Origin of the sequence: Antarctobacter sediminis (assembly GCF_019218285.1) — a bacterium.
GTDB lineage: Bacteria > Pseudomonadota > Alphaproteobacteria > Rhodobacterales > Rhodobacteraceae > Antarctobacter > Antarctobacter sediminis.
On sequence record NZ_JAHUZG010000002.1, the window covers coordinates 171,363 to 192,043 of the forward strand.

At 62.4% G+C, this 20,681-nt stretch carries 21 protein-coding genes; 7 read left to right on the forward strand and 14 right to left on the reverse strand.

Going from position 1 to position 20,681, the window contains the following annotated elements:
• Positions 1–30 precede the first annotated feature (30 nt).
• Positions 31–1,035, reverse strand: a complete 1,005-nt coding sequence (locus KJP30_RS08530) for a TRAP transporter substrate-binding protein (protein ID WP_218448619.1) — start codon at positions 1,033–1,035, stop codon at positions 31–33.
• A gap of 144 nt (positions 1,036–1,179) precedes the next feature.
• Here KJP30_RS08530 and KJP30_RS08535 point away from each other — a divergent pair, with 144 nt between their 5' ends.
• Together KJP30_RS08535 and KJP30_RS08540 are read left to right on the forward strand one after the other, a co-directional pair.
• Entirely contained in the window at positions 1,180–2,229 is a 1,050-nt protein-coding gene (locus KJP30_RS08535; protein ID WP_218448620.1) for a Gfo/Idh/MocA family protein, read from the forward strand.
• Entirely contained in the window at positions 2,226–2,897 is a 672-nt protein-coding gene (locus KJP30_RS08540) for a GntR family transcriptional regulator (RefSeq protein ID WP_343222757.1), read from the forward strand. The genes KJP30_RS08535 and KJP30_RS08540 overlap by 4 nt, the downstream gene beginning before the upstream one ends.
• An 18-nt stretch (positions 2,898–2,915) precedes the next feature.
• Here the strand turns inward: KJP30_RS08540 and KJP30_RS08545 are convergent, their stop codons facing one another.
• The 3 genes from KJP30_RS08545 to KJP30_RS08555 all read right to left on the reverse strand — a co-directional run bounded on the left by KJP30_RS08545 (position 2,916) and on the right by KJP30_RS08555 (position 4,798).
• Positions 2,916–3,695, reverse strand: coding sequence for an SDR family NAD(P)-dependent oxidoreductase (locus KJP30_RS08545; RefSeq protein WP_218448621.1), 780 nt, complete (start codon positions 3,693–3,695; stop codon positions 2,916–2,918).
• 72 nt (positions 3,696–3,767) lie between these two features.
• Entirely contained in the window at positions 3,768–4,070 is a 303-nt protein-coding gene (locus tag KJP30_RS08550; RefSeq protein ID WP_218448622.1) for a DUF1330 domain-containing protein, read from the reverse strand.
• 20 nt (positions 4,071–4,090) lie between these two features.
• Positions 4,091–4,798, reverse strand: a complete 708-nt coding sequence (locus KJP30_RS08555; protein WP_218448623.1) for an NAD(P)H-dependent oxidoreductase — start codon at positions 4,796–4,798, stop codon at positions 4,091–4,093.
• Between the two features lie 108 nt (positions 4,799–4,906).
• On the opposite strand from KJP30_RS08555, the gene KJP30_RS08560 reads away from it, so the two are divergent.
• A complete protein-coding gene (locus KJP30_RS08560) occupies positions 4,907–5,812 on the forward strand; it encodes a LysR family transcriptional regulator (RefSeq protein ID WP_218448624.1) in 906 nt (301 codons plus the stop codon).
• A gap of 81 nt (positions 5,813–5,893) precedes the next feature.
• On the opposite strand, the gene KJP30_RS08565 is transcribed toward KJP30_RS08560, so the two are convergent.
• The 4 genes from KJP30_RS08565 to KJP30_RS08580 all read right to left on the reverse strand — a co-directional run bounded on the left by KJP30_RS08565 (position 5,894) and on the right by KJP30_RS08580 (position 9,983).
• Positions 5,894–8,185 (reverse strand): adenosylcobalamin-dependent ribonucleoside-diphosphate reductase, encoded by a 2,292-nt coding sequence (locus KJP30_RS08565; protein WP_218448625.1) that lies wholly within the window; start codon positions 8,183–8,185, stop codon positions 5,894–5,896.
• 179 nt (positions 8,186–8,364) lie between these two features.
• Entirely contained in the window at positions 8,365–8,604 is a 240-nt protein-coding gene (locus tag KJP30_RS08570) for a hypothetical protein (RefSeq protein WP_218448626.1), read from the reverse strand.
• Positions 8,605–8,757: 153 nt separating this feature from the next.
• Complete coding sequence (locus KJP30_RS08575) at positions 8,758–8,970, reverse strand: hypothetical protein (protein ID WP_218448627.1); 213 nt, start codon at positions 8,968–8,970, stop codon at positions 8,758–8,760.
• 128 nt (positions 8,971–9,098) lie between these two features.
• Positions 9,099–9,983: a sulfotransferase gene (locus KJP30_RS08580; RefSeq protein ID WP_218448628.1), complete on the reverse strand. Its 885-nt coding sequence runs from the start codon at positions 9,981–9,983 to the stop codon at positions 9,099–9,101.
• A gap of 116 nt (positions 9,984–10,099) precedes the next feature.
• On the opposite strand from KJP30_RS08580, the gene KJP30_RS08585 reads away from it, so the two are divergent.
• Entirely contained in the window at positions 10,100–10,531 is a 432-nt protein-coding gene (locus KJP30_RS08585) for a DUF1489 family protein (RefSeq protein ID WP_218448629.1), read from the forward strand.
• A 149-nt stretch (positions 10,532–10,680) separates the two neighbouring features.
• Entirely contained in the window at positions 10,681–11,070 is a 390-nt protein-coding gene (locus KJP30_RS08590; RefSeq protein WP_218448630.1) for a hypothetical protein, read from the forward strand.
• Between the two features lie 23 nt (positions 11,071–11,093).
• Here KJP30_RS08590 and KJP30_RS08595 read toward each other — a convergent pair whose 3' ends face one another.
• The gene (locus tag KJP30_RS08595) at positions 11,094–11,564 is read right to left on the reverse strand and encodes a YdcF family protein (RefSeq protein WP_218448631.1); all 471 of its coding nucleotides are present in this window, start codon (positions 11,562–11,564) and stop codon (positions 11,094–11,096) included.
• Between the two features lie 106 nt (positions 11,565–11,670).
• Between KJP30_RS08595 and yghU the strand changes: the two genes are divergently transcribed.
• Entirely contained in the window at positions 11,671–12,501 is an 831-nt protein-coding gene (gene yghU / locus KJP30_RS08600; RefSeq protein WP_218448632.1) for a glutathione-dependent disulfide-bond oxidoreductase, read from the forward strand.
• Positions 12,502–12,570: 69 nt separating this feature from the next.
• Here yghU and hisG read toward each other — a convergent pair whose 3' ends face one another.
• The 3 genes from hisG to hisS are packed head-to-tail and all read right to left on the reverse strand — an operon-like array spanning position 12,571 to position 15,814.
• Entirely contained in the window at positions 12,571–13,263 is a 693-nt protein-coding gene (gene hisG, locus KJP30_RS08605) for an ATP phosphoribosyltransferase (RefSeq protein WP_218448633.1), read from the reverse strand.
• On the reverse strand, positions 13,260–14,345 hold the full coding sequence (locus KJP30_RS08610) for an ATP phosphoribosyltransferase regulatory subunit (protein WP_218448634.1): 1,086 nt from the start codon (positions 14,343–14,345) through the stop codon (positions 13,260–13,262). Before KJP30_RS08610 ends, hisG begins: the two co-directional genes overlap by 4 nt.
• Positions 14,342–15,814 carry a histidine--tRNA ligase gene (gene hisS, locus KJP30_RS08615; RefSeq protein WP_218448635.1) on the reverse strand — a complete coding sequence of 491 codons (1,473 nt, stop codon included), beginning with the start codon at positions 15,812–15,814 and terminating at the stop codon, positions 14,342–14,344. Before hisS ends, KJP30_RS08610 begins: the two co-directional genes overlap by 4 nt.
• A 132-nt stretch (positions 15,815–15,946) precedes the next feature.
• On the opposite strand from hisS, the gene KJP30_RS08620 reads away from it, so the two are divergent.
• A complete protein-coding gene (locus tag KJP30_RS08620; protein WP_218448636.1) occupies positions 15,947–16,153 on the forward strand; it encodes a SlyX family protein in 207 nt (68 codons plus the stop codon).
• Positions 16,154–16,176: 23 nt separating this feature from the next.
• On the opposite strand, the gene KJP30_RS08625 is transcribed toward KJP30_RS08620, so the two are convergent.
• Positions 16,177–16,995, reverse strand: coding sequence for a hypothetical protein (locus tag KJP30_RS08625; protein ID WP_218448637.1), 819 nt, complete (start codon positions 16,993–16,995; stop codon positions 16,177–16,179).
• Between the two features lie 99 nt (positions 16,996–17,094).
• Positions 17,095–20,595, reverse strand: coding sequence for a DNA polymerase III subunit alpha (dnaE, locus tag KJP30_RS08630; RefSeq protein ID WP_218448638.1), 3,501 nt, complete (start codon positions 20,593–20,595; stop codon positions 17,095–17,097).
• Between the last annotated feature and the right edge of the window lie 86 nt (positions 20,596–20,681).

The window sequence follows — 20,681 nt, forward strand, 5'->3', positions numbered from 1 at the left end:
CCAACAGCGCCCGGGCCGCAGGTTGAGAAATCAGTTGGCGGCGCGGATTGCGGCGGCATCCGCCAGCACCCGATCCACCACGTCGGCCCCATAGACCTCGCGTGCCTTGTCGTAGACAGTGGCCACAGCCTCGCGGAAGGGACCGATTTCAGGCGTGATGACGGTGGTGCCTTCGGCCGCCAATTGATCCAGCTGTGCTGCAACCGAATCCGCCACCAGCTTGCGGCTGTAAGCCGAGGATTCGGCGGCTGCCTTGAGGATCGCCTGCTGATCTTCCTCGGACAGTTTGGCCCAGGTCCGCTCTGCCACGGTCAATGGCAGCGGCGAATAGACATGGCGGGTCAACGTCAGGTTCGGCGCAACCTCGGCAAACTTGAGCGATACGATGGTATCGACCGGGTTTTCCTGCCCATGCACCGTGCCCTGCTGGATGGCAAGGTAGACGTCCGTGACCGGCATCACCACTGTCTGAAAGCCGATCGCCTCCATCGTCCAGCGGATCATGTCATTCGGAAAGACCCGCATCTTTTTGCCTTCGGCGTCTGCCGGACTGTTCAGTGGGAAGGTGGTGGTAAAGCTGCGGAAGCCGGCCTCCCATGTGGCCAGCACCCGGATCCCTTTTTCCGGGAGTTTGTCGAATTCCCCCTGCAACCACGCGGATGAATCGTAGAACGCCCAGCCTTGTTCATAGCTGTCCACGAGGAACGGCATCGCTGTCAGGTTCAGTGAGGGCATATGCGTCGCATAAGACCCGGTTGCCGACACGGTGAAATCCACGCCGCCCAGCTGCAACTGCTCGATGGCCTTGGGGTCATTGCCCAACTGCCCGGCCGGAAAGATCCGTACCTTGTAACGGCCTTCGGTATAGCTCTCGACCTTTTCGGCAAAAACCTTGGCGGCCTTGTCCCGCGAGCCGCCCGGATTGTCGGTATGGCTGAACTTGAGAATGGTCTGCGCCTGCGCACCAACGGCGCCCAGCGCCAAAGCCGCCGTCGCGGCGACAACCTTCAGAAATGTGGTTCCAGCAAATTTCATATCTCGTCCTCCCTGAGAAATTCTTGTTCGCATAATTTTGCGTATGCATTAATCAATGCATTGTCAATTGCAACCTTCACGTATAGTGATCCGGAACCGACGATGCCCCGGCTGACCCGGGCACAGCGCAGGGGGGGATATAAGATGACAATCGACCAGAACGGGACGGCCTTGACGCCCCTGCGGGTTGCCTGCGTCGGGGCGGGCTATTTCAGCCAGTTTCACGTCGACAGTTGGCAGCGGATGCCCGCTGTCCAGTTGATGGGCCAATGCGATCACGACGCGACCAAGGCCGCCTCACACGGGGCCCCGCCCTTTACGGATCTCGACCGGATGCTGCGCGAAACCCGGCCCGACGTTCTGGACATCATCACGCCTCCGCCCAGCCATGCGGCCTGTATCCGCGCCGCCTTGGCACAGGGGGTGCGCACGATCATCTGCCAGAAACCATTTTGCCGCGACATGGCAGAGGCGCGCGCCATCATCGCCGAAGCGGAGGCCGCCGGCGCAACGCTGGTGGTGCATGAAAACTTTCGCTTTCAGCCGTGGTATCGCGCCATCCGCCGGTCACTGGATGACGGACGCATCGGAACTGTCCTGCAAATGACATTTCGCCTGCGCACCGGCGACGGACAGGGCCCGCGCGCCTATCTCGACCGTCAGCCCTATTTCCAAAAGATGGAGCGATTCCTTGTCCATGAAACCGCGGTACACTGGATCGACACCTTCCGGTTTCTTCTGGGCGCACCAAACGCCGTTTACGCGGATCTGCGGCGTGTCAATCCCGTGATCGCGGGTGAAGACGCGGGCTATATCCTCTTTGACCATCCCAACGGCGTACGCAGCCTCTTTGACGGCAACCGCCTGCTGGATCATGCCGCCGAAAACCACCGCAAGACGCTGGGCGAGGCTTTGGTGGAAGGCACCAAAGGCACCCTCAGCCTTGGCGGCGACGGCGCGGTGCGGTTCCGCGCCTTTGGAAACTTGACCGAGGAGGTGTTGCTGCCTGCGCAAGACTCACCCGGTTTCGGAGGTGATTGCGTACACCTGCTGCAATCCCACGTGATCGACGCCGTGCGAAATGGCGATACTCCGGAAAATACCGCCGCAGACTATCTTGCGGTCATCGCGATAGAACAGGCAATCTATGACTCCTCGGAAACCGGTAGAAAAGTCAGGCTTGCTTTAACGTGACTGCCCAAGGTGATCTATCTTACACCCAACGCGCCCAGATCCGGCTGCGTGACATGATCTTGTCCGGCGAACTGGCCGCGGGCACCGATCACCTCGAAAGCGAGCTTGCCGCCCGACTGGAGATGTCACGCACACCGATCCACGAGGCCTGCGTCATCCTCGAGTCGCGCGGCCTGTTGACGGTGCGCCCCCGCAAGGGCGTGCGCATCCTGCCGGTATCGCCTGCCGACATGGAAGAAATCTATGACATCCTGACCGAACTGGAAACGCTGGCCGCCCGCAAGGCGGCCGAACTGCGCCCCGAAAACGACCGGCTTGCCCCTCTCGACGCGGCCATCGCCGACATGGACGCCGCCCTTGCCGCAGATGACCGCGAGACATGGGCCGAAGCCGATCACGCCTTTCACCGCGAACTTATGCGGCTGGGCGGCAACCATCGCGCCATGGATATTTTCGAGATGATGAGCGATCAGGTCGCGCGCGCGCGCCTGACCACGCTCTACATGCGCCCTGCCCCGGACAAGTCGAACGCCGACCACCATGAAGTTCTGGATGCGATCCGCGCAGGCGACGCCACCCGCGCCGCCACCCGGCACCGTGAACATAGGCAATATGCCAAGTCCATGCTGCTGGACCTGCTCAAAAAGCACCGGCTCAGCCTGCTTTGACCCGCGCCGGCCGCAGGGTCAGGCCTGAATGATCCGGTCCAGTTCCGCCATCAGGGCCGCCCGGTTTACCGGCTTCTGCGCGAATCCATGCGGATCGGCAAACCGTCCCGCGTCATTGTCGAAATAGGCACCGGAGCGATTGGCGAATGTATCGGACAGGGCGGCGGCCTCCAGCACTTTCGCCCCGATCCCGATGTCATGACCCGCGATGCCGTAGCCCTCTTTGACCATTTTCGTCGCCAAGAGCGAACCCGGGTTGACCGAAACAAAGGACGGTCCCTCGGGATACTGATCGGCCATGGCACTGTTCCAGGCGGTCAGCGCCAGCTTGCTTTGCGCATAGGCCGCCTGCGCAGCAAGACGGGTGGCCCCGCGCAGCGCGGTCAGATCGAAAGGAGCCTGCGCCGCAGAGGACAGGTTCACCACCCGGCCCGATGCGGGGATGATCGAAAGCAAGGCACGGGTCAGTGCATAAGGCGCGATGGTATTGACCATGAACCGCAGATCATACCCATCGTTCGTGATCTCTTGCGCGGTCTTGAAGACGCCCGCGTTGTTGATCAGCACGTCCAAGGTCTCATGATCGGCGGCCACCGATTTCGCAAGATCCAGCGCTCCTGCAACGGAAGACAGATCCGCGACATAGCCCGCTGCCGCCCCGGTTTGCGTCAGCGCAGCGTCCAGTCTGGACCGGTTGCGGCCATGCAGTATCACGCGCTGCCCCGCCGCAATCAGGCGCTGCGCCGCCTGTAGCCCGATCCCGTCGGTGGACCCGGTGATGAGGATGGTCTTTGGCATCAGCTGTCTTCCTTGTTCAAGTTGCGTCCGGCCGGTCAGGTCCGGCGCCATTGGCGGGCGCCGGACAAGGTGTCAGGCAAGGTCGTCCTTGCCTTCGATCAGGTAGTGATGGCTGGTCGAACCGTCTGTCCGCGCCTTGAGGTGTGGCACATAGGCGTCATCCGCCATGAAGGCCAAGGCGTTTTCCTTCGAGGGCCACTCGATGATGATACGCAATCCGGCCGGGGTTTCGCCGCCTTCAACCTGTTGGTGGTTGGCAGTGCGGGCCAGATACCTGCCGCCATGCGCCGCGACGCGGGCGTTGGCCGCGGGCAGGTAGTCCGCGATCCAGTCTTCGCTGGTCGGCGTAACATCCAGAACGGAATAATAGGCCATGATCGGTTTCCTTTCGTGGCTCAGAACCAGGCGACGGTGTCTTGCATCGCGCGGCGCGTCTTGGCGAACTCCGGATCCTTGGCGCGATAGCCAAAGGCGAACATGACTGCGGGTTTCCATTCTGTCGGGTCTATGCCGAAATGCTGATCCAGCGTGGCGCTGGTCTGCGCCATGTCAAAACCCTCGATCGGGCAGGAATCGATGCCCATCAGCGCGCCGACCGTCATCATGTTTGCCAGCACGATATAGGCCTGTTTGCCCGACCAATCCGTGATCTCTCGGTCCGTGGTGACGTTGTGATCGGTGGTCTGGAACTTGCCGTAGGCACCGTTGAAGATCTCGATCACTTCTTCCGGCAACTGCTTTACGTCGCGATAGAAATCCTGAAGGTAATCAGACCCGGCCGTCATGGTCTTGCCCGTGCTGGCCAGCAGGATGCCAAAGTGGCTGGCAGTCCCAAGCTGCCCGGTCGACCCGTTCATCATGCCATTGGCCCCCCAGGAAAACTCGCGGAACAGCTCTCGCTTGTCCTGCGACTGGATCAGCAGGATCTTGAACGGCTCGTGACCGAAAGAGGTCGGCGACAGGCGCGCTGCTTCGAGGATGGTGGCGAACTGGTCGTCGGGCACTTTGCGGTCCGGGTCAAAGACCTTGGTCGCGTGGCGGAAATTGAAGGCATCGATGATCTGGGATTGCAGGTCGGTGCCAACCTTGGTGATCGCGTTCATGGGAAACTCCATCGGGTATCTCGTTGCCCGATGGAAATATCACTTGCCCGATGCGATAAAATCACCCCAAACACGAGTTCAGTATTCCGGTTTGCAGGATAATACCCCATGGACACGGACAATCTGCGCCTTTTTGTCATGGCCGCCGAACGATTGAACATCAGCGCGGCGGGACGCGAACTGGGCCTTGCCCCGGCTGTTGCCAGCGCACGACTGGCAAAGCTGGAAACCGAACTGGGGGTCGAACTGCTGCGACGCACCACGCGCAAGGTGGCCCTGTCGCTGGAAGGGTCCGAGTTTCTGCCCTACGCGCGCGAAATTCTGGCCCAGTCAGAGGCCGCCCGCGCGATCCTTGGCGGGTCCAGCGCCGGACCACGCGGCACCCTGCGCTTTGCAGCGCCCAGCAGTTTTGCGCAGATGCACATCATGCCGCTATTGCCAGAGTTTCATGCCAGCTATCCCGAGCTAACGCTGGACCTGCGCCTGTCGGACACGCGGTTCGACGCGATCGAGGGCAGCTTTGACCTTGCGCTGCGCAATGCACCCCTGTCGGACAGCAGCCTCAAGGGCCGCAAACTGTCCGACGACACGCGCGTTCTTTGCGCCGCGCCCGCCTATCTGGACCGTCACGGCGTACCGACGCGCCCCGAGCATCTTGCAGATCATGCGTTTATTGCCTGGGCCAACCTGTCCCGACGCGAGTTGATCGACAGCAAAGGCGCCACTGCGCCGCTTGATCCACAGGCCATGACCTGCCGCACCTTCCTTGACGACGGCGATGCCCAGCGCGAAGCGACGATTGCCGGCGCGGGCCTGTCAATCAACTCTCTCTGGAGCATCGCGCGCGAACTGGACAAGGGGCGGCTGGTTCGCGTGTTGCCGGACTGGCGCCTGAACGATCACGCGGTGCTTTGGCTGGTCTATCCGCGATCCAATGTTCTGACACCGAAAACGCGGCTATTCATGGACTTCCTGATTGACCGGCTCGGCAACCGGTCGGACTGGCGCGAATAGAAAAGGCCGCCGCGCAAAACGCACGGCGGCCTGAAAGAGTAGGTCATCGGCTGGGGTCTTACATACCCCCGCGCACCAATGTCAGCCGCACTTGCTGTGGCCGCAGGAGCCGCAGGTCATACAGCCTTCGACCATGCGCATGTCGTATTGGCCGCAGTTCGGGCAGGCCGGGCCGCGGGGTTGTTCAAGGTTGACGACCTGCGCCTGCGGGTCGCTTTTCAGGCCCATCCCCTCGCCTTCAAGGAAGCCCGTTGCCACCATGTGACGTTCGATCACGCCGCCGATGGCCGCAAGGATCGAAGGAATGTATTTTCCCTGCACCCAAGCACCGCCACGCGGGTCAAAGACCGCCTTCAGCTCTTCGACAACAAAGGACACATCTCCGCCGCGACGGAACACTGCCGAGATCATCCGGGTCAGCGCCACGGTCCAGGCAAAATGCTCCATGTTCTTGGAGTTGATGAAGACCTCAAAGGGCCGACGGTGCCCGCCCACGACGATATCATTGATGGTCAGATAGATCGCGTGCTCGCTGTCGGGCCATTTCAGCTTGTAGGTCGCCCCCTCCAGTTCGGTGGGACGGTCCAGCGGTTCGGACATGTAGACCACTTCGGCGCCCTGCCCGGTCGGCTTGACCTGCTCGGGCGCTTCGCCCGGGGCAACGTCTTCCTTCTCGGACACGCTCAGCACCGATCCGGTCACGTCGTTCGGGCGATAGGTCGTACAGCCTTTGCAGCCGGTTTCATAGGCAGCAAGGTAGACGTCCTTGAAGTCCTCGAACGAAATATCTTCAGGGCAGTTGATCGTCTTCGAGATCGAGGAATCCACCCAACGCTGTGCCGCCGCCTGCATGCGCACGTGATCCAGCGGCGCAAGCGTCTGGGCGTTGACGAAATACTCGGGCAATTCCGCATCGTCGCCGAATTTCTCGCGGTACATCTGCACCGCGTAGTCGACGACCTCTTCCTCGGTCCGGGTGCCGTCCTTTTGCAGAACTTTGCGCGTGTAGGCATAGGCAAAGACCGGCTCGATCCCCGACGACACGTTCCCCGCATAAAGCGAGATCGTCCCGGTCGGCGCGATCGACGTCACCAGCGCGTTGCGAATGCCATGTTCGCGGACCGCGTCGCGCACGTCCTCATCCATGCCCATCATCGTACCGCTGGCCAGATAGGCCTCGGCATCGAACAGTGGGAACGGTCCCTTTTCCTTCGCCAGTTGCACCGACGCAAGGTACGAGGCGCGGGCAATCTGCTTGAGCCAGTGTTCCGTCTGGCGTGCCGCCTCTTCCGACCCGTAGCGCAGACCGCACATCAGCAACGCATCGGCCAGCCCGGTCACGCCCAGCCCGATCCGGCGCTTGTTGCGGGCTTCTGCCTCTTGCTGCGGCAGTGGGAATTTCGACGCATCGACCACGTTGTCCATCATGCGGATCGCAGTGGTGACCATTTCCTGCAATTGTTCTTCGCAGACATGCGCCTTGCCATCCTCGAAGGGATGCCAGACCAGCCGCGCAAGGTTGATCGACCCCAGCAGACAGGCGCCATAGGGCGGCAGCGGCTGTTCGCCACAGGGATTGGTGGCGGCAATCGTCTCGCAATAGTTGAGGTTGTTCGCCTCGTTGATCCGGTCGATGAAGATCACACCCGGTTCAGCGTAGTCATAGGTCGCGCGCATGATCTTGTTCCACAGATCCCGCGCGGGCAGCGTGTGATAGACCACGCCGTCAAATTGCAACTCCCACGGGCCGTCCGCCTTGACCGCCTCCATGAAGGCATCCGTGACCAGAACGCTGAGGTTGAACATACGCAGTCGCGCGCTGTCTGCCTTGGCGCTGATAAAGGATTCGATATCCGGGTGATCGCAACGCATGGTCGCCATCATCGCGCCGCGGCGCGACCCTGCGGACATGATCGTGCGGCACATGGCATCCCAGACGTCCATGAAGGACAGCGGGCCGGACGCGTCCGCAGCAACGCCCGCCACCGGGGCCCCCTTGGGCCGGATGGTGGAAAAGTCATACCCGATGCCACCGCCCTGCTGCATCGTCAGGGCCGCTTCTTTGAGCATCTCAAAAATGCCGCCCATGTTGTCAGGGATCGTTCCCATGACAAAGCAGTTGAACAGGGTGACGGTGCGGTTGGTGCCCGCACCGGCGGTGATCCGGCCAGCCGGCAGGTATTTGAAGTCTTCGAGCGCGGTGTAAAATTTCTCTTCCCATTGCACCGGATCGGATTCGACGGAGGCCAACGCGCGCGCAATCCGGCGCCACGTGTCCTCGACGCTGAGGTCGACAGGTGTACCGTCCGACTCTTTGAGACGGTACTTCATGTCCCAAATCTGTTCGGCGATTGGGGCGGCAAAGCGGGTCATAGTGAGCGATTCCCTCTGATGGCAGACCGGCAACCTAACCGGTTCGCGCAACAGGTTGAAGACAGGGAAGCGACTTATACCATATCGTGATCCTATTGAGGAGAGGGAACCGATAGGGCGCGCAGCCTCTCAGCCCCTGAAACTTGGGAAATCAAGGCCAAACCCACCCGTTTCGCCACCTAGATATCGGGAAATTCAGATAGCGGCGGCGGATCGTTCGGGTCCAGGTCATAACGTTCCGTGATCAATCCCTGGATCACGCTCTTGGCGTGGTTGAGCGACTCCAGCGCCGCTTCGCGGGCCGACTCGTGGCTTTGATGCCGGAAATGGTTTTCCACCGCCGCCCGGTTCACGAGGTAAAAGGTCTCGCGGTTCAGATCGACCGTGAATGTTTCAAAGATAAAGGCGTCTTCGGGCATGTGCCGTCCTCCTAACGCAATGAACCCCGAAAACCGGGGCGCGGGAAAAGAGACTCGTAAGACAGAGGCGCATTATACACGAAAGGCCGCCGTTTCTCTACGGCGGCCAAGGCAGGGGCGGGCTGGGCCCGACGGGACAAAAGACCCCGGCGGTCAAAGCCAAAATTCGTCACCCGGCAGCAGATCCGCCAAACCACCGCTGTCTGCGGGGTCCACCGTTGTGGTGTCCGCAGTCTTTACACCGACGTCGCTGCCAACGAACCGCTGGAAAGACGCGTCGCGCAGGATCGTTTCCACGCCATCGTCGCGCGTCTGCGTTTTGGTAAAGACGAAACCGATATCTCCGAAAAATCCATCTTCGGGCATGTTCTCAAACTCCTCTAAGGGGTCCGCATCGCGGAACCGATTGCAAAATGGCTTTGTATCAAAGCTCGCCTCGAAACCGGCGACCTTGGAAAAAGGATCGGTGAAAACGTCTGCCGCGCCCAGTCAGGTTATCCTTGCCATGCGGCAGGCAAATCGGCGCCGAACCGCGCATGGCAAAAGGCGTATTGCGGCGCCAGCGCCCGCAGGAAGGCCCGGCGCGCCTCTTGCGGCAGCGCGGTCTTGACCTCGGTCTCATTGCGCCGCGTCTGCACGTCGGCCTTGATCTGCGGCACATCAAGGAAACGACACAACCGCTGCAAGGCGGGCTCTTGCGTCAGGTTTTCATAGAACAGGTAGAGGATGTCATCAGCATCGAAACATCCATCCAGCGCGGTGACGATCCGGCGGTAATCCCCTCGTGCCATTATGGCCTCGGAAGCCAGCGCCTTTGACCAGACCGCCCCCGCGTCGTCGATGATGGTCTGTTGCTGCATATGGCGCAGCTGCGACCACAGCCGCGTCACCGGATCGCGCATTACAAAAAGGATCTTTGCCCGCACCGCCTGCGCCGCACACAATTCACGCATCCAGGCAAAACCTTCGGCCCCGATCGAGGAATAAGCCGGGGTCACATCGCAAAGCACCTTGGTGTCAGCAGTACAGATCCTTGCGAAATGCCCGAAATAAGCGTTGTCGTCATAGATCATCTGCACGCGGTCCAGCGCCGCCCGGATCAGAGGCGACCCCCTGACGTGCCCTGCCGGATTGCCCTCTTGCGACAGAAACAGCATCAGCCGCCGGGTGGCCAGCAGGTCCATGTCGCTCAGCGCCAGACGAGGAAACTTGCGATTGAAGAAGTGCAGTTCCTTCAGCGGCGACGGCGTGACACCCGGCAGGCTGTCCAGATAGCCGTGCAGCCAACTGGTGGCACATTTGGTACCGCCGACGCAGATCAGCAGGGTCTTGCCCTCCAGCTCGGGATAACGGCGGTAGCGCGCGATTTCCAAGGTCATGCCATGTCCCCTGCCGGTCTGGACCAAGGCTCTCACAGGCGGGGCGCGCGCTCAAGCTGCGCCGCCTTGAACCCGCCCGCCCGTCCGCTATGATCTCCTGCACTCAAGGGGGACCCATGGCCGCCACGACCCATCTGATCAAGCTCAGCGTCGGGACCGACAGCGTCGAAAGCCTGCTGGACTGGCAGGGCACCCGCCGTGCCCAGACAGAGGACGGCCTGCCCAGACATGTCACCCGCATGTGGCCCAAACGCGAGGCCGAAGTTCTGAACGGCGGCTCGATCTACTGGGTGTTCCAGGGGTTGATCCAATGCCGCCAGCGCGTTTTGCGGCTGGACCCGGTCACCGGGGCCGACGGGATCAACCGCTGTGCGCTGGTGCTGGACCCAGAGGTGATCCGTACCGCAGCCGCGCCCAAGCGCGCCTTTCAGGGCTGGCGCTACCTTGCCCCCGAAGACGCGCCGCCAGATCTGCCCCGCAGCCGCGCCGAAGAAGAGCCCCTGCCGCCGGAACTTGCCGGGGCGCTGGCGGAAATCGGCGTGCTCTGACAGCGTGGCTGGCCCGAATTCTTGGACCGAATTCTTGGACCCTATTCCCGGCCCCTCTATTCATGGCCTGAATCCTTGGCCTGTATCAATGTCCGCCCCTGTCGCGCCTGCTAGACTCTGATGGTCAACAGCAGACACGGGAGGTTTTCATGAAACGCCGCTTTCTCCTATCCGCCCTCGCACTGGCGCTTGTCGCACCGGTAACAGCGCAGGCACAACAACTGATGGGGTCCTACAACGCCTTCATTGGTCAGCAGGATCTGTACAACTCCAGAGGCGTGCGCCTTGGGACACCCGCACAGGTTCTGCGGCAGGACCGGGCAAATTATCACCGCTTTGGCATCTCGCAGTATGGCGATCAGTGGGATCCCTATTTCGGCGACATCAATGCCCGCGCCCGGCTGGAACAAATGGTCAACAGCGGCTACATGCCGCCGCATGTCGCCAGTGCCATCATGCGCGGCAACCTGCATGTGATCGTCAACGTCTATGGTCAGAACGGCTATATGCAGTTTGTCGAGGTGATCCTGCCCGGCTGACCCCGACAGCGAAGCCACCTTGATCAGCGCCCCGCGCCACGCAGCCAATACCAGGCAAAGGCCACCGCTTCGCGTGACCATGCGCGCATGACGCGCCAGGCCGGTGCGCCGGTCAGACCGGGGCAACTGGCGCACACCGTCAATCCCGCCCGCCGCGCCACAAGGCACGCGCGGGCGGCGTGGTATCTGTCCGTCACAACCACGACGCAGGGCGCGCCCATGCGCGAGACCAACGGTGCGGACAGCCGCATGTTGTCTTCGGTGGTCAGGGCCTCGGGCTCCAGCACCAGAGCCGTATCCGGCATCCCCGCCGCCCGGCACAGGCGCGCCATGACTTCGGCTTCGGTCGGGGGATGTGTCCTTGTGCCGCCCGAGAGGATCAGCGCCCTCACATCTCCGCGCCGCCACAGGTCGACCGCGTGCAGGGTGCGCCGCTTCAGCGCCGGCGACGGTGACCCATCAGCCTGCACCGCCGCCCCGAGGACCAATGCCACCGGTCTTTCCTTTATCTCCGCACAGTCACTGTGCACCGCCGCCCCCTCTGGCAATCCGTCCCCGACTCTATAAGTTCCGCCGCAGGACATGAGAAGGACACGCGCCATGAGCGAACAGTACACGCCCCCCAAGGTCTGGACATGGGACAAGGAAAACGGCGGCGCCTGGGCCTCGTTGAACCGCCCCATTGCCGGGGCCACCCATGACAAGGAATTGCCGGTCGGGGAACACCCCTTTCAACTATATTCCCAAGGCACGCCAAATGGCGTCAAAGTCACCATCCTGCTGGAAGAGCTGCTGGCCGCCGGTCATGATGCCGAATACGACGCATGGCTGATCCGCATCGGCAAGGGGGATCAGTTCGGGTCCGGGTTCGTCGAGGTGAACCCGAACTCCAAGATCCCCGCACTGGTGGACCGTTCCGGCGCGGAACCGATCCGCGTTTTTGAATCCGGTGCCATCCTGATGCATCTTGCGGAAAAATTCGGCGCGTTCCTCGGCGCACCGGAAAAACGGGCAGAGATGCTGTCATGGCTGTTCTGGCAGATGGGCAGCGCGCCCTATCTCGGCGGCGGCTTTGGTCATTTCTATGCCTATGCCCCCTACCCGATGGAATACCCGATCAACCGCTTCGCGATGGAGGTCAAACGCCAACTGGACGTTCTGGACCGCCACCTTGCCGAAAACCGCTACATGGTGGGTGAGGACTATACCATTGCCGACATGGCGATCTGGCCGTGGTACGGGCGCACCGTTCACGGCGCCTCCTATGACGCGGGCGAGTTCCTCGACGTGAAGAGCTATTCCAATGTCCTGCGCTGGGCCGACGAGCTTATGGAACGCCCCGCCGTTCAACGCGGCCGCATCGTCAACAAGACCGAGGAAGGCGCTCTGGAAGAACGTCACGCAGCGTCGGATTTCGACGGACTCGTTTGACCCCGAGACAGATCGGCAAAAACAAAAAGGCGCCGGGGAACCGGCGCCTTTTTCGCATCAGCGGATCGGTTACAGCCCCAGCAGATCTTCCAAGGCCCGCAGGGTGTCGCGCCGGGTGTCATCCAGCGGTGCCATGCGGGACTTGAACAGCGTGGCCTGACTGCGCAGCACGGGCTCTTCGGACAGGATCTTGAGGTGGTTCGCGCGCAGGGTCTCGCCCGTCGAGGTGATGTCAGCGATCGCTTCGGCCGTCAGGTTCTTGACGGTGCCTTCGGTCGCCCCCTGACTGTCGACCAACTGGTAATCGGCCACGCCGCCGTCGTGCAGATAGGCCCGGACCAGCCGGTGATACTTGGTGGCGATCCGCATCCGAAATCCGTGCCGGGCCCGAAAAGCCGCCGCCGCCGCATCAAGATCGTCCAGCGTATCCACATCCACCCAACAGGCAGGCACCGCGACAATCAGATCCGCGTGGCCAAAGCCCAGTTCGGCCAGCGGCGCGACCTTCTGGTCCCACTGGACCAGTTTTTCCTGCACAAGGTCAGTGCCCGTGACGCCAAGGTGAATGCGCCCGGCTGCCAGTTCGCGCGGAATTTCCCCGGCGCTCAGCAGCACCAGTTCCACACCGTCAACGCCCGTCACCTCGCCGGAATATTCGCGTTCGGACCCGCTTCGCGCCAACCCGATGCCACGCGCACCGAACCAGTCAAAGGTCTTTTCCATCAGCCGCCCCTTCGAGGGCACGCCCAGCTTGATGCTCATGCGCTTGCCTCCTTGAGGTCAACCAGAAGGCCGGGCCGGATCACGCCGCCGACGGCCGGGATCTCTCGTCCCTGCCCCAATTGGCGGGTCAGCGCATCGTACCGCCCGCCCGACGCCACCAAGGGCCAATCGGGACGTCCCGGCGCGGAAAAGCCAAAGACGAACCCGTCGTAATATTCCATCGACGTGCGTCCGAAATTCGCGTCAAACGGTAGGCTGTCCACGTCGACACCGCGCGACGACAATGCGTCGCACCGCGCGGCCAGCCGGTCAACCGCGCTGCCGATGGCCGGCATGTCCACCGCAATGTCACGCAATTGTTCCAGCGCGTTGCTGCATGTTTCCGAAACCCGAACCAGCGAATCCAGCAGGTCGACCTGTTCGCCCGCCAGACGCGGCTCTGCCGCATCGGCCCGCAGCGCGGTCACGCGATCCTCGATCTCATCCTCACCGCGCAGCCCGATCATCGGCCCTGCCTGCGCCAGAGGCGCGCCAGCGCCCAACAGGGCGGTGCGGCTGGGCGGCACCGGACTGCGCCCGGCATAACGTTCCAGAAGCGCCCGGAAACGCCGCGGCCGCCAGATATGCCGCATCAAGGCGGCCTTGCGCGCGGCGCTGGTGTCCAGCCCGTGGACCGCCGCAATCAGGATGCCAATATCTCCGACGACGGCGCGCAGGCCATGAGGCGCCAACAAATCCGCAAAGCGCGCGAATACCTCGGCATCGGCCCCGGCCGGATCGGCGCGGTCAAAAACCTCATAGCCCACCTGATGGTATTCGGACGGCCGCTCGGGGTGCTCTTCCTGCCGGCGAAAGATCTCTCCGGCATAGGTATAGCGCGCCGGCTCCGCCCCTTCAGCCATATGCTTTTGCACGACGGGCACGGTGAAATCCGGGCGCAGGATCACCTCGCCCCGCACCGGATCATGGGTCAGGAAAGCGCGAGTGCGAATATCCTCGCCATAAAGATCCAAAAGCGCCTCTGCCGGCAACAAAACCGGGCAATCCACCGAGACGGCCCCGCTTTCGACGAACCGCGCCTTCAGCGCCGCCGCCTTGTCCTTGATATCCGCAAGGGTCATTTGTGCAGGTCCAGAATCTCACGCACCTTGGCGACCAGTTGATCGCGCGGCACTTCGTACTGGCTGGGATGATCCTTCCATTCCTCCAGGCTGGCGTCGGCGGCCAGCTTGGCACCAAGGATCAGATCCTTGATCTGGACCACACCCTTGTCCTTTTCGTCACCGCCTTCGATCACCGCCACGGGCGAATTGCGCTTGTCCGCGTATTTCAGCTGGTTGCCAAAGTTTTTCGGGTTGCCCAGATAAACTTCGGCCCGCAGCCCGGCACTGCGCAGCTCCGCCACCATGGCCTGATAATCGGCCATCCGGTCGCGATCCATGACGGTGACAACCACCGGCCCCTGCACCGAGCCGCCGATGCGGCCCTTTTCGCGCAACGCCGCCAGCAGACGGTCAACCCCGATGGAAACCCCCGTCGCCGGGACAGGCTGCCCGGTAAACCGCTTGACCAGATCGTCATAGCGCCCGCCGCCCGCGACAGAACCGAACTGCCGCTTGCGGCCCTTCTCGTCGAGGATCTCAAAGGTCAGCTCCGCCTCGAAGACAGGCCCGGTGTAATAGCCAAGGCCGCGCACGACGGAAGGGTCGATCATGATGCGATCCGGACCATAGCCCAGCGCCGCCAGCAGATCCGCGATCTGCTCAAGCTCGGCCACACCTTCCTCGCCCACGGCAGAGCTGCCGATGGCCGCCCGCAGGTTGGCAAGCGTCTCGGCCGCATCCAGCCGTCCCGAGGTCAGGAAGGCCACCACCGGATCAGCCTGCGCATCGCTCAGGCCCACCCCGTCGATAAAGGCGCCCGAAGCATCCAGACGTCCCTTGCCCAACAATTCGCGCACACCGGCCTCGCCGACCTTGTCGAACTTGTCGATGGTCCGCAGCACAGCATCGCGCTGCGCATCATCGTCCAGCCCCATGCATTCCAGAACGCCGTTCAGAACCTTCCGGTTGTTCACCCGGATCAGGTAGTCCCCCCTCGGAATGCCCACCTGTTCCAGCGTGTCCGACAGCATGGCACAGATCTCCGCATCCGCGGCCACGCTGGCCGCCCCCACGGTATCCGCATCACACTGGTAGAACTGGCGATACCGCCCCGGCCCCGGCTTTTCATTGCGCCAGACCGGCCCCATGGCATAGCGCCGATAGGGCAAAGGCAGATCATTGCGATGCTGGGCATAGACCCGCGCCAAGGGCGCCGTCAGATCATAGCGCAGCGCCATCCAGCCATCGTCCTCGTCTTCCCAGGCAAAGACACCTTCGTTCGGACGGTCCACATCGGGCAGGAACTTGCCCAGCGCCTCGACGGTCTCGACGGCCGAACTCTCCAGCGCTTCGAATCCGTATCGATGGTAAACCCCGGCGATGGTCTGCAACATCTCGGCGCGCTCGGTCACTTCGGGCCCGAAATAGTCGCGGAACCCCTTGGGCGTCTGCGCCTTGGGGCGCGGGGCTTTCTTCTGCTTGGCCATGGGTCATCCCCGGTTGTCGGATTTGTCGCGCTCCCTCTATCCCTTTGCCCCACGCGGGGCAAGCAGAGCGCCTTGCAGCTTCTTCTTGGTCCAAATACTCAACTGTCCAACCGAGCCACGGAGCGCCACGCCATGAGTGACAGAACCGACCTTCTCGAAGAACGCCTTGCCCATGCCCTGCGTGCCATCGACGACCTGTCTGAAACCGTGGCCCGACAGGACCGCGAGATCACGCGCCTGACGGCCCGGGTCGAAATGCTGCTGATGCGCGAAGCCGAACGCGAGACCGAGGGCTCAGGCGGCGTCATCCTCGGCGATGAGCGCCCCCCACATTACTGACCCATGCGGGCTGACCGCAGGGTTCAGCCTTTCATGTCCATGGCCAGCACTTCACCATCGTGCAAGAGGATGTTCTTCCATCGGGGATTGCTGCCGAACCGTTCGTAGACGCTGACAAAAACCGTGTTCCGCGCCAGCCTGTTCATCTTGGACCCGCAGGGTTTGCCCTTACGGACACCGCAGACCCGGCGTTTGAGCTTTTCATAGGCCTCGTCGGTTTCGGACACCGGCAAGGCCTCACCAGACGGCCCATAGTGGATCTGCTCGTAGCTTTCCGGCGATCCAAAGATCACCAGCGCCGCGGTGAACTGGCGGGCACAGCCATCGCTGAAGCCGGTGAGATAGAAACTGCGCGGTCCGGTCGAAGCGGGCGCGCTGTCGTACAGCACGAATTTGCTGCCGCGCTCCGGATACCCCTCGACCTTCTTGCCCAGCTTGCGGCGCGGTGCGTCGCAGACACGGGCCAGCGCGCCATAGGGCAAGGTCGCACCAAAGGGCACCTCGCGCGCGTCGGGCGCACCGCGACGCGGCGGGCGGGCACGGGCCGGGGCTGAAACCTCGGCCAGTTCGACAGGGTCCGCAGCCTCGGTGGCACCGGGATCCGGCACCTCTCCCTTGGCGGCGGCCGCCTTTGCCCCGAACAGGCCCAAAAGCCCACGCTTGGGCGCCGGGGCCGTTGCCGGGGTCCGCGGTGTTTCGGGCGGCAGGACATCCGCCTGCCCCGCATCTTCGGCCACAGGCACATCGCTGTACCTGGGAACCTCGGACAGGGGATCGCCGCACCCCGCCAGCGCCAGCCCCACGCAAAGCAATATTCCCCCTCGGATCACGCTGGCGCGCATGTCTTTACTCCCCGAAACCTTCGGGGGGTTGTAGCGCGCCAGATGGGCCTCCGTCCACCATGCCTGTGGACAACCCGCAGAGATCCGCGCCTGCCGGTCTCACATGTCCTCGACCGCCAGCACACCGTCCAGCGATTTGACCGCGCCCTTGATCTCGGGCGTCACCGGGAAATCCGTACCGGCGTCCAGTTCGACTTCACCGGGCAGTCCCGGATCATTGAGCAACAGATGGATCGGGCCGCGCCGCGCCTTGGGCATTTGTTCCGCGGCCCGGCCAAGAACCGAAGCGATCTGCGGCAGCGCCCCCGGCGTTTCCACGTAAATCCGCAGCCCCGTCACTCCGGCTCCGGCGACACCGGCCTCGACCGGGGCAACCGAGCGGCCCAAGAGCTTGAGCTGGTCGGATTCCATCGTCGCCTCGACCGTTACCAGCACCTTGGATCCGCTTTCCAGAAAATCGCGTGATTTTTCCAAGGCTTCCGAAAACAACGTCACCTCGTAGGCCCCGGTCGGATCGCTGAGCTGGGCAAAGGCGAACCGGTTGCCGCGCGCCGATTTCCGCTCTTGCCGGCCGGCCACCACCCCGGCCAGCTTGGCCACCAGCGGTGAGGACTGCGCCTTGTGCGTGACCTCGTCCAGCGTCATGACGCCGTTGCGCTTGAGCGCGGGCATGTAATCGTCCAGCGGGTGGCCCGACAGGTAGAAACCGACGGCCTTGAACTCTTCGGCCAATCGTTCGGCGGGCAGCCAATCGGGCACGGGCGACATGCGCGGTTCGGGCAGATCTTCGCCCGCTTCGCCAAACAGCGACACCTGAGCCGAAGCCTTTTGTTCGTGGATCGCCGCCGAATAGGCCACCAGCGAGTCCAGCGAATCAAAGATCCGCCGCCGGTTCGAATCCAGCACGTCGAAACAACCCGCCCGGGCCATCATCTCCAGCGGCCGCTTGCCGATCTTCTTGAGATCCACCCTGCGGGCAAAGTCGAAGACGTTGACAAAAGGTTTGTCGCCACGCCCGGCCACCACAAGCCGCATGACCTCCAGACCCACGTTCTTGAGCGCTCCCAGCGCATAGACCAACTGTCCGTCCACCACGTCAAAGGTCGCCAGCGACCGGTTCACGCAGGGCGGCACCCAAGGCAGTTTCAGCCCTTTGCGGACCTCTTCGAAATAGACCGCCAGCTTGTCAGTCAGATGGATATCGCAGTTCATGACCCCGGCCATGAATTCGACGGCATGGTTCGCCTTCAACCAGGCGGTCTGATAGCTGACCACGGCATAGGCGGCGGCGTGCGACTTGTTGAAACCGTAGTTGGCGAACTTTTCCAGCAGGTCGAAAACCTCGGATGCCTTCTTGGCGTCCACGCCGTTTTCGCCCGCGCCCTTGGTAAATTTCGGGCGCTCGGCGTCCATCGCCTCCTTGATCTTCTTACCCATCGCTCGACGCAGCAGGTCGGCGCCGCCCAGCGTGTAATTCGCCATGACCTGCGCGATCTGCATCACCTGTTCCTGATAGACGATGATGCCCTGCGTTTCCTCAAGGATATGGTCGATCAGCGGATGGACCGAGGTAATGTCCTTCACCCCGTTCTTGACCTCGCAATAGGTCGGGATGTTTTCCATCGGGCCCGGACGATACAGCGCCACCAGCGCGACAATGTCCTCGATACAGGTTGGCTTCATGCGCTTGAGCGCATCCATCATGCCCGAGCTTTCCACCTGGAACACGGCGACCGTCTTGGCGCTGGCGTAAAGCTTGTAGGTGACCTCGTCATCCAGCGGGATGGCGTTGATCTGGTTTTCCGCCCCTTCGGCGGGTTCGTAAAGCAGCGTACCATCCGCCGCCACGTGCAGATCCCGCCCGGACTTGAAAATCAGGTCCATGGCGTTCTGGATCACGGTCAGCGTCTTGAGGCCGAGAAAGTCGAACTTCACCAACCCGGCCTGTTCAACCCATTTCATGTTGAACTGTGTCGCCGGCATTTCCGAGCGCGGATCGCGGTAAAGCGGCACCAGTTCATCCGTCGGTCGATCGGCGATCACAACACCGGCGGCGTGGGTGCCCGCCGACCGCAACAGCCCCTCGACCTGCATCCCGTATTTCAACAGGCGGTCAACAACCTCTTCGTTGCGGGCCTCTTCGGCAAGGCGCGGTTCATCCTGCAACGCCTTTTCGATCGACACCGGTTTGACCCCTTCGACGGGGATCATCTTGGACAGGCGATCAACCTGACCGTAAGGCATTTGAAGAACGCGGCCCATATCGCGGACCGCCGCCTTGGACAAAAGCGCACCAAAGGTGATGATCTGCGCCACCCTGTCGTGGCCGTATTTGTCCTGCACGTATTGGATCACCTCTTCGCGGCGATCCATGCAAAAATCGATGTCGAAGTCAGGCATCGACACCCGTTCCGGGTTAAGGAATCGTTCGAACAGCAGCGAATAGCGCAGCGGGTCAAGGTCGGTGATGGTCAGCGCATAGGCCACCAGACTGCCCGCCCCAGACCCCCGCCCCGGCCCGACGGGAATGTCGTGGTCTTTGGCCCACTGGATAAAATCCGCAACAATCAGGAAGTAGCCGGGAAACCCCATGCCCTCGATGATGCCCAGTTCAAAATCCAGACGTTCCTGGTACTCCTCGACGCTGACCGCATGGGGGATCACCGCAAGACGCGCCTGAAGCCCCTCGTTCGCCATGCGGCGCAGTTCGGCAACCTCGTCGTCGGCGAATTTCGGCAGGATCGGATTGCGCCGGTAAGCCATGAAAGCACAGCGCCGCGCAATCTCGATCGTGTTGTCAAGCGCTTCGGGCAGGTCGGCAAACAGGACGGCCATTTCCTGCGGTGTCTTCAGATAGTGCTGTGGGGTCAGACGGCGGCGCGGCTCCTGCTGGTCGACATAGGCCCCCTCGGCGATGCAGATCATCGCGTCATGCGCCTCGTACATGCCTTCCTTGGGGAAATAGACATCGTTGGTGGCGACCAAGGGCAGGTTCATCTCATAGGCCATTTCGACAAAGCCGCGCTCTGACAGGCGCTCTGCCTCGGGCGGTGTGCCATCTTCGCCCGGATGGCGCTGCAATTCGACATACAGACGGTCGCCATAGATTTCGGCCAGCCGCGTCATCAGCGCCTGCGCCGCGCCCCTGTGGCCCTGCCGCAAATGGCGGCCAACCGGCCCGTCCGGCCCACCGGACAGGCAGATCACATCCTCGGAATGCCGGGCCAGTTCCTCCAGTGTCACGTGCGGCAACTCGTTGTCGCGGCGCATGTAAAGGCACGAGTTGAGCTTCATCAGATGCTCATACCCGGCTTCGCTCTGGGCCAGCAGAACAATCGGCGCGGGTGGCTTTGCCCGCTCGCCCGGCTGCGGTTCGACATAGCGCAGGTCCATCTGACAGCCGATGATCGGTTGCACCCCCGCGCCGCTGGCACCAACGGAAAACTCCAGCGCCGCGAACAGATTGTTGGTGTCCGTCACCGCAATCGCCGGCATGCCCATATCAGCGCAAAGCCCGGGCAGCTTTTTCAGCCGCACAGCCCCTTCTAGCAGCGAATATTCGGTGTGGACGCGGAGGTGAATGAATCGGGGATCAGCCATGGAGATACATTATTCTGTGGTCGGGACCGGCAAAAGCCCCAATCCCGCACCGAACCGCCCGTAAGCCGGATGACCTAGCGCCCGCT

Coding starts and splice junctions, on each gene's coding strand:
- KJP30_RS08530 (WP_218448619.1), bottom strand. CDS start 1,035: ATGAAATTTGCTGGAACCACATTTCTGAAGGTTGTCGCCGCGACGGCG.
- KJP30_RS08535 (WP_218448620.1), top strand. CDS start 1,180: ATGACAATCGACCAGAACGGGACGGCCTTGACGCCCCTGCGGGTTGCC.
- KJP30_RS08545 (WP_218448621.1), bottom strand. CDS start 3,695: ATGCCAAAGACCATCCTCATCACCGGGTCCACCGACGGGATCGGGCTA.
- KJP30_RS08550 (WP_218448622.1), bottom strand. CDS start 4,070: ATGGCCTATTATTCCGTTCTGGATGTTACGCCGACCAGCGAAGACTGG.
- KJP30_RS08555 (WP_218448623.1), bottom strand. CDS start 4,798: ATGAACGCGATCACCAAGGTTGGCACCGACCTGCAATCCCAGATCATC.
- KJP30_RS08560 (WP_218448624.1), top strand. CDS start 4,907: ATGGACACGGACAATCTGCGCCTTTTTGTCATGGCCGCCGAACGATTG.
- KJP30_RS08565 (WP_218448625.1), bottom strand. CDS start 8,185: ATGACCCGCTTTGCCGCCCCAATCGCCGAACAGATTTGGGACATGAAG.
- KJP30_RS08570 (WP_218448626.1), bottom strand. CDS start 8,604: ATGCCCGAAGACGCCTTTATCTTTGAAACATTCACGGTCGATCTGAAC.
- KJP30_RS08575 (WP_218448627.1), bottom strand. CDS start 8,970: ATGCCCGAAGATGGATTTTTCGGAGATATCGGTTTCGTCTTTACCAAA.
- KJP30_RS08580 (WP_218448628.1), bottom strand. CDS start 9,983: ATGACCTTGGAAATCGCGCGCTACCGCCGTTATCCCGAGCTGGAGGGC.
- KJP30_RS08585 (WP_218448629.1), top strand. CDS start 10,100: ATGGCCGCCACGACCCATCTGATCAAGCTCAGCGTCGGGACCGACAGC.
- KJP30_RS08590 (WP_218448630.1), top strand. CDS start 10,681: ATGAAACGCCGCTTTCTCCTATCCGCCCTCGCACTGGCGCTTGTCGCA.
- yghU (WP_218448632.1), top strand. CDS start 11,671: ATGAGCGAACAGTACACGCCCCCCAAGGTCTGGACATGGGACAAGGAA.
- hisG (WP_218448633.1), bottom strand. CDS start 13,263: ATGAGCATCAAGCTGGGCGTGCCCTCGAAGGGGCGGCTGATGGAAAAG.
- KJP30_RS08610 (WP_218448634.1), bottom strand. CDS start 14,345: ATGACCCTTGCGGATATCAAGGACAAGGCGGCGGCGCTGAAGGCGCGG.
- hisS (WP_218448635.1), bottom strand. CDS start 15,814: ATGGCCAAGCAGAAGAAAGCCCCGCGCCCCAAGGCGCAGACGCCCAAG.
- KJP30_RS08620 (WP_218448636.1), top strand. CDS start 15,947: ATGAGTGACAGAACCGACCTTCTCGAAGAACGCCTTGCCCATGCCCTG.
- KJP30_RS08625 (WP_218448637.1), bottom strand. CDS start 16,995: ATGCGCGCCAGCGTGATCCGAGGGGGAATATTGCTTTGCGTGGGGCTG.
- dnaE (WP_218448638.1), bottom strand. CDS start 20,595: ATGGCTGATCCCCGATTCATTCACCTCCGCGTCCACACCGAATATTCG.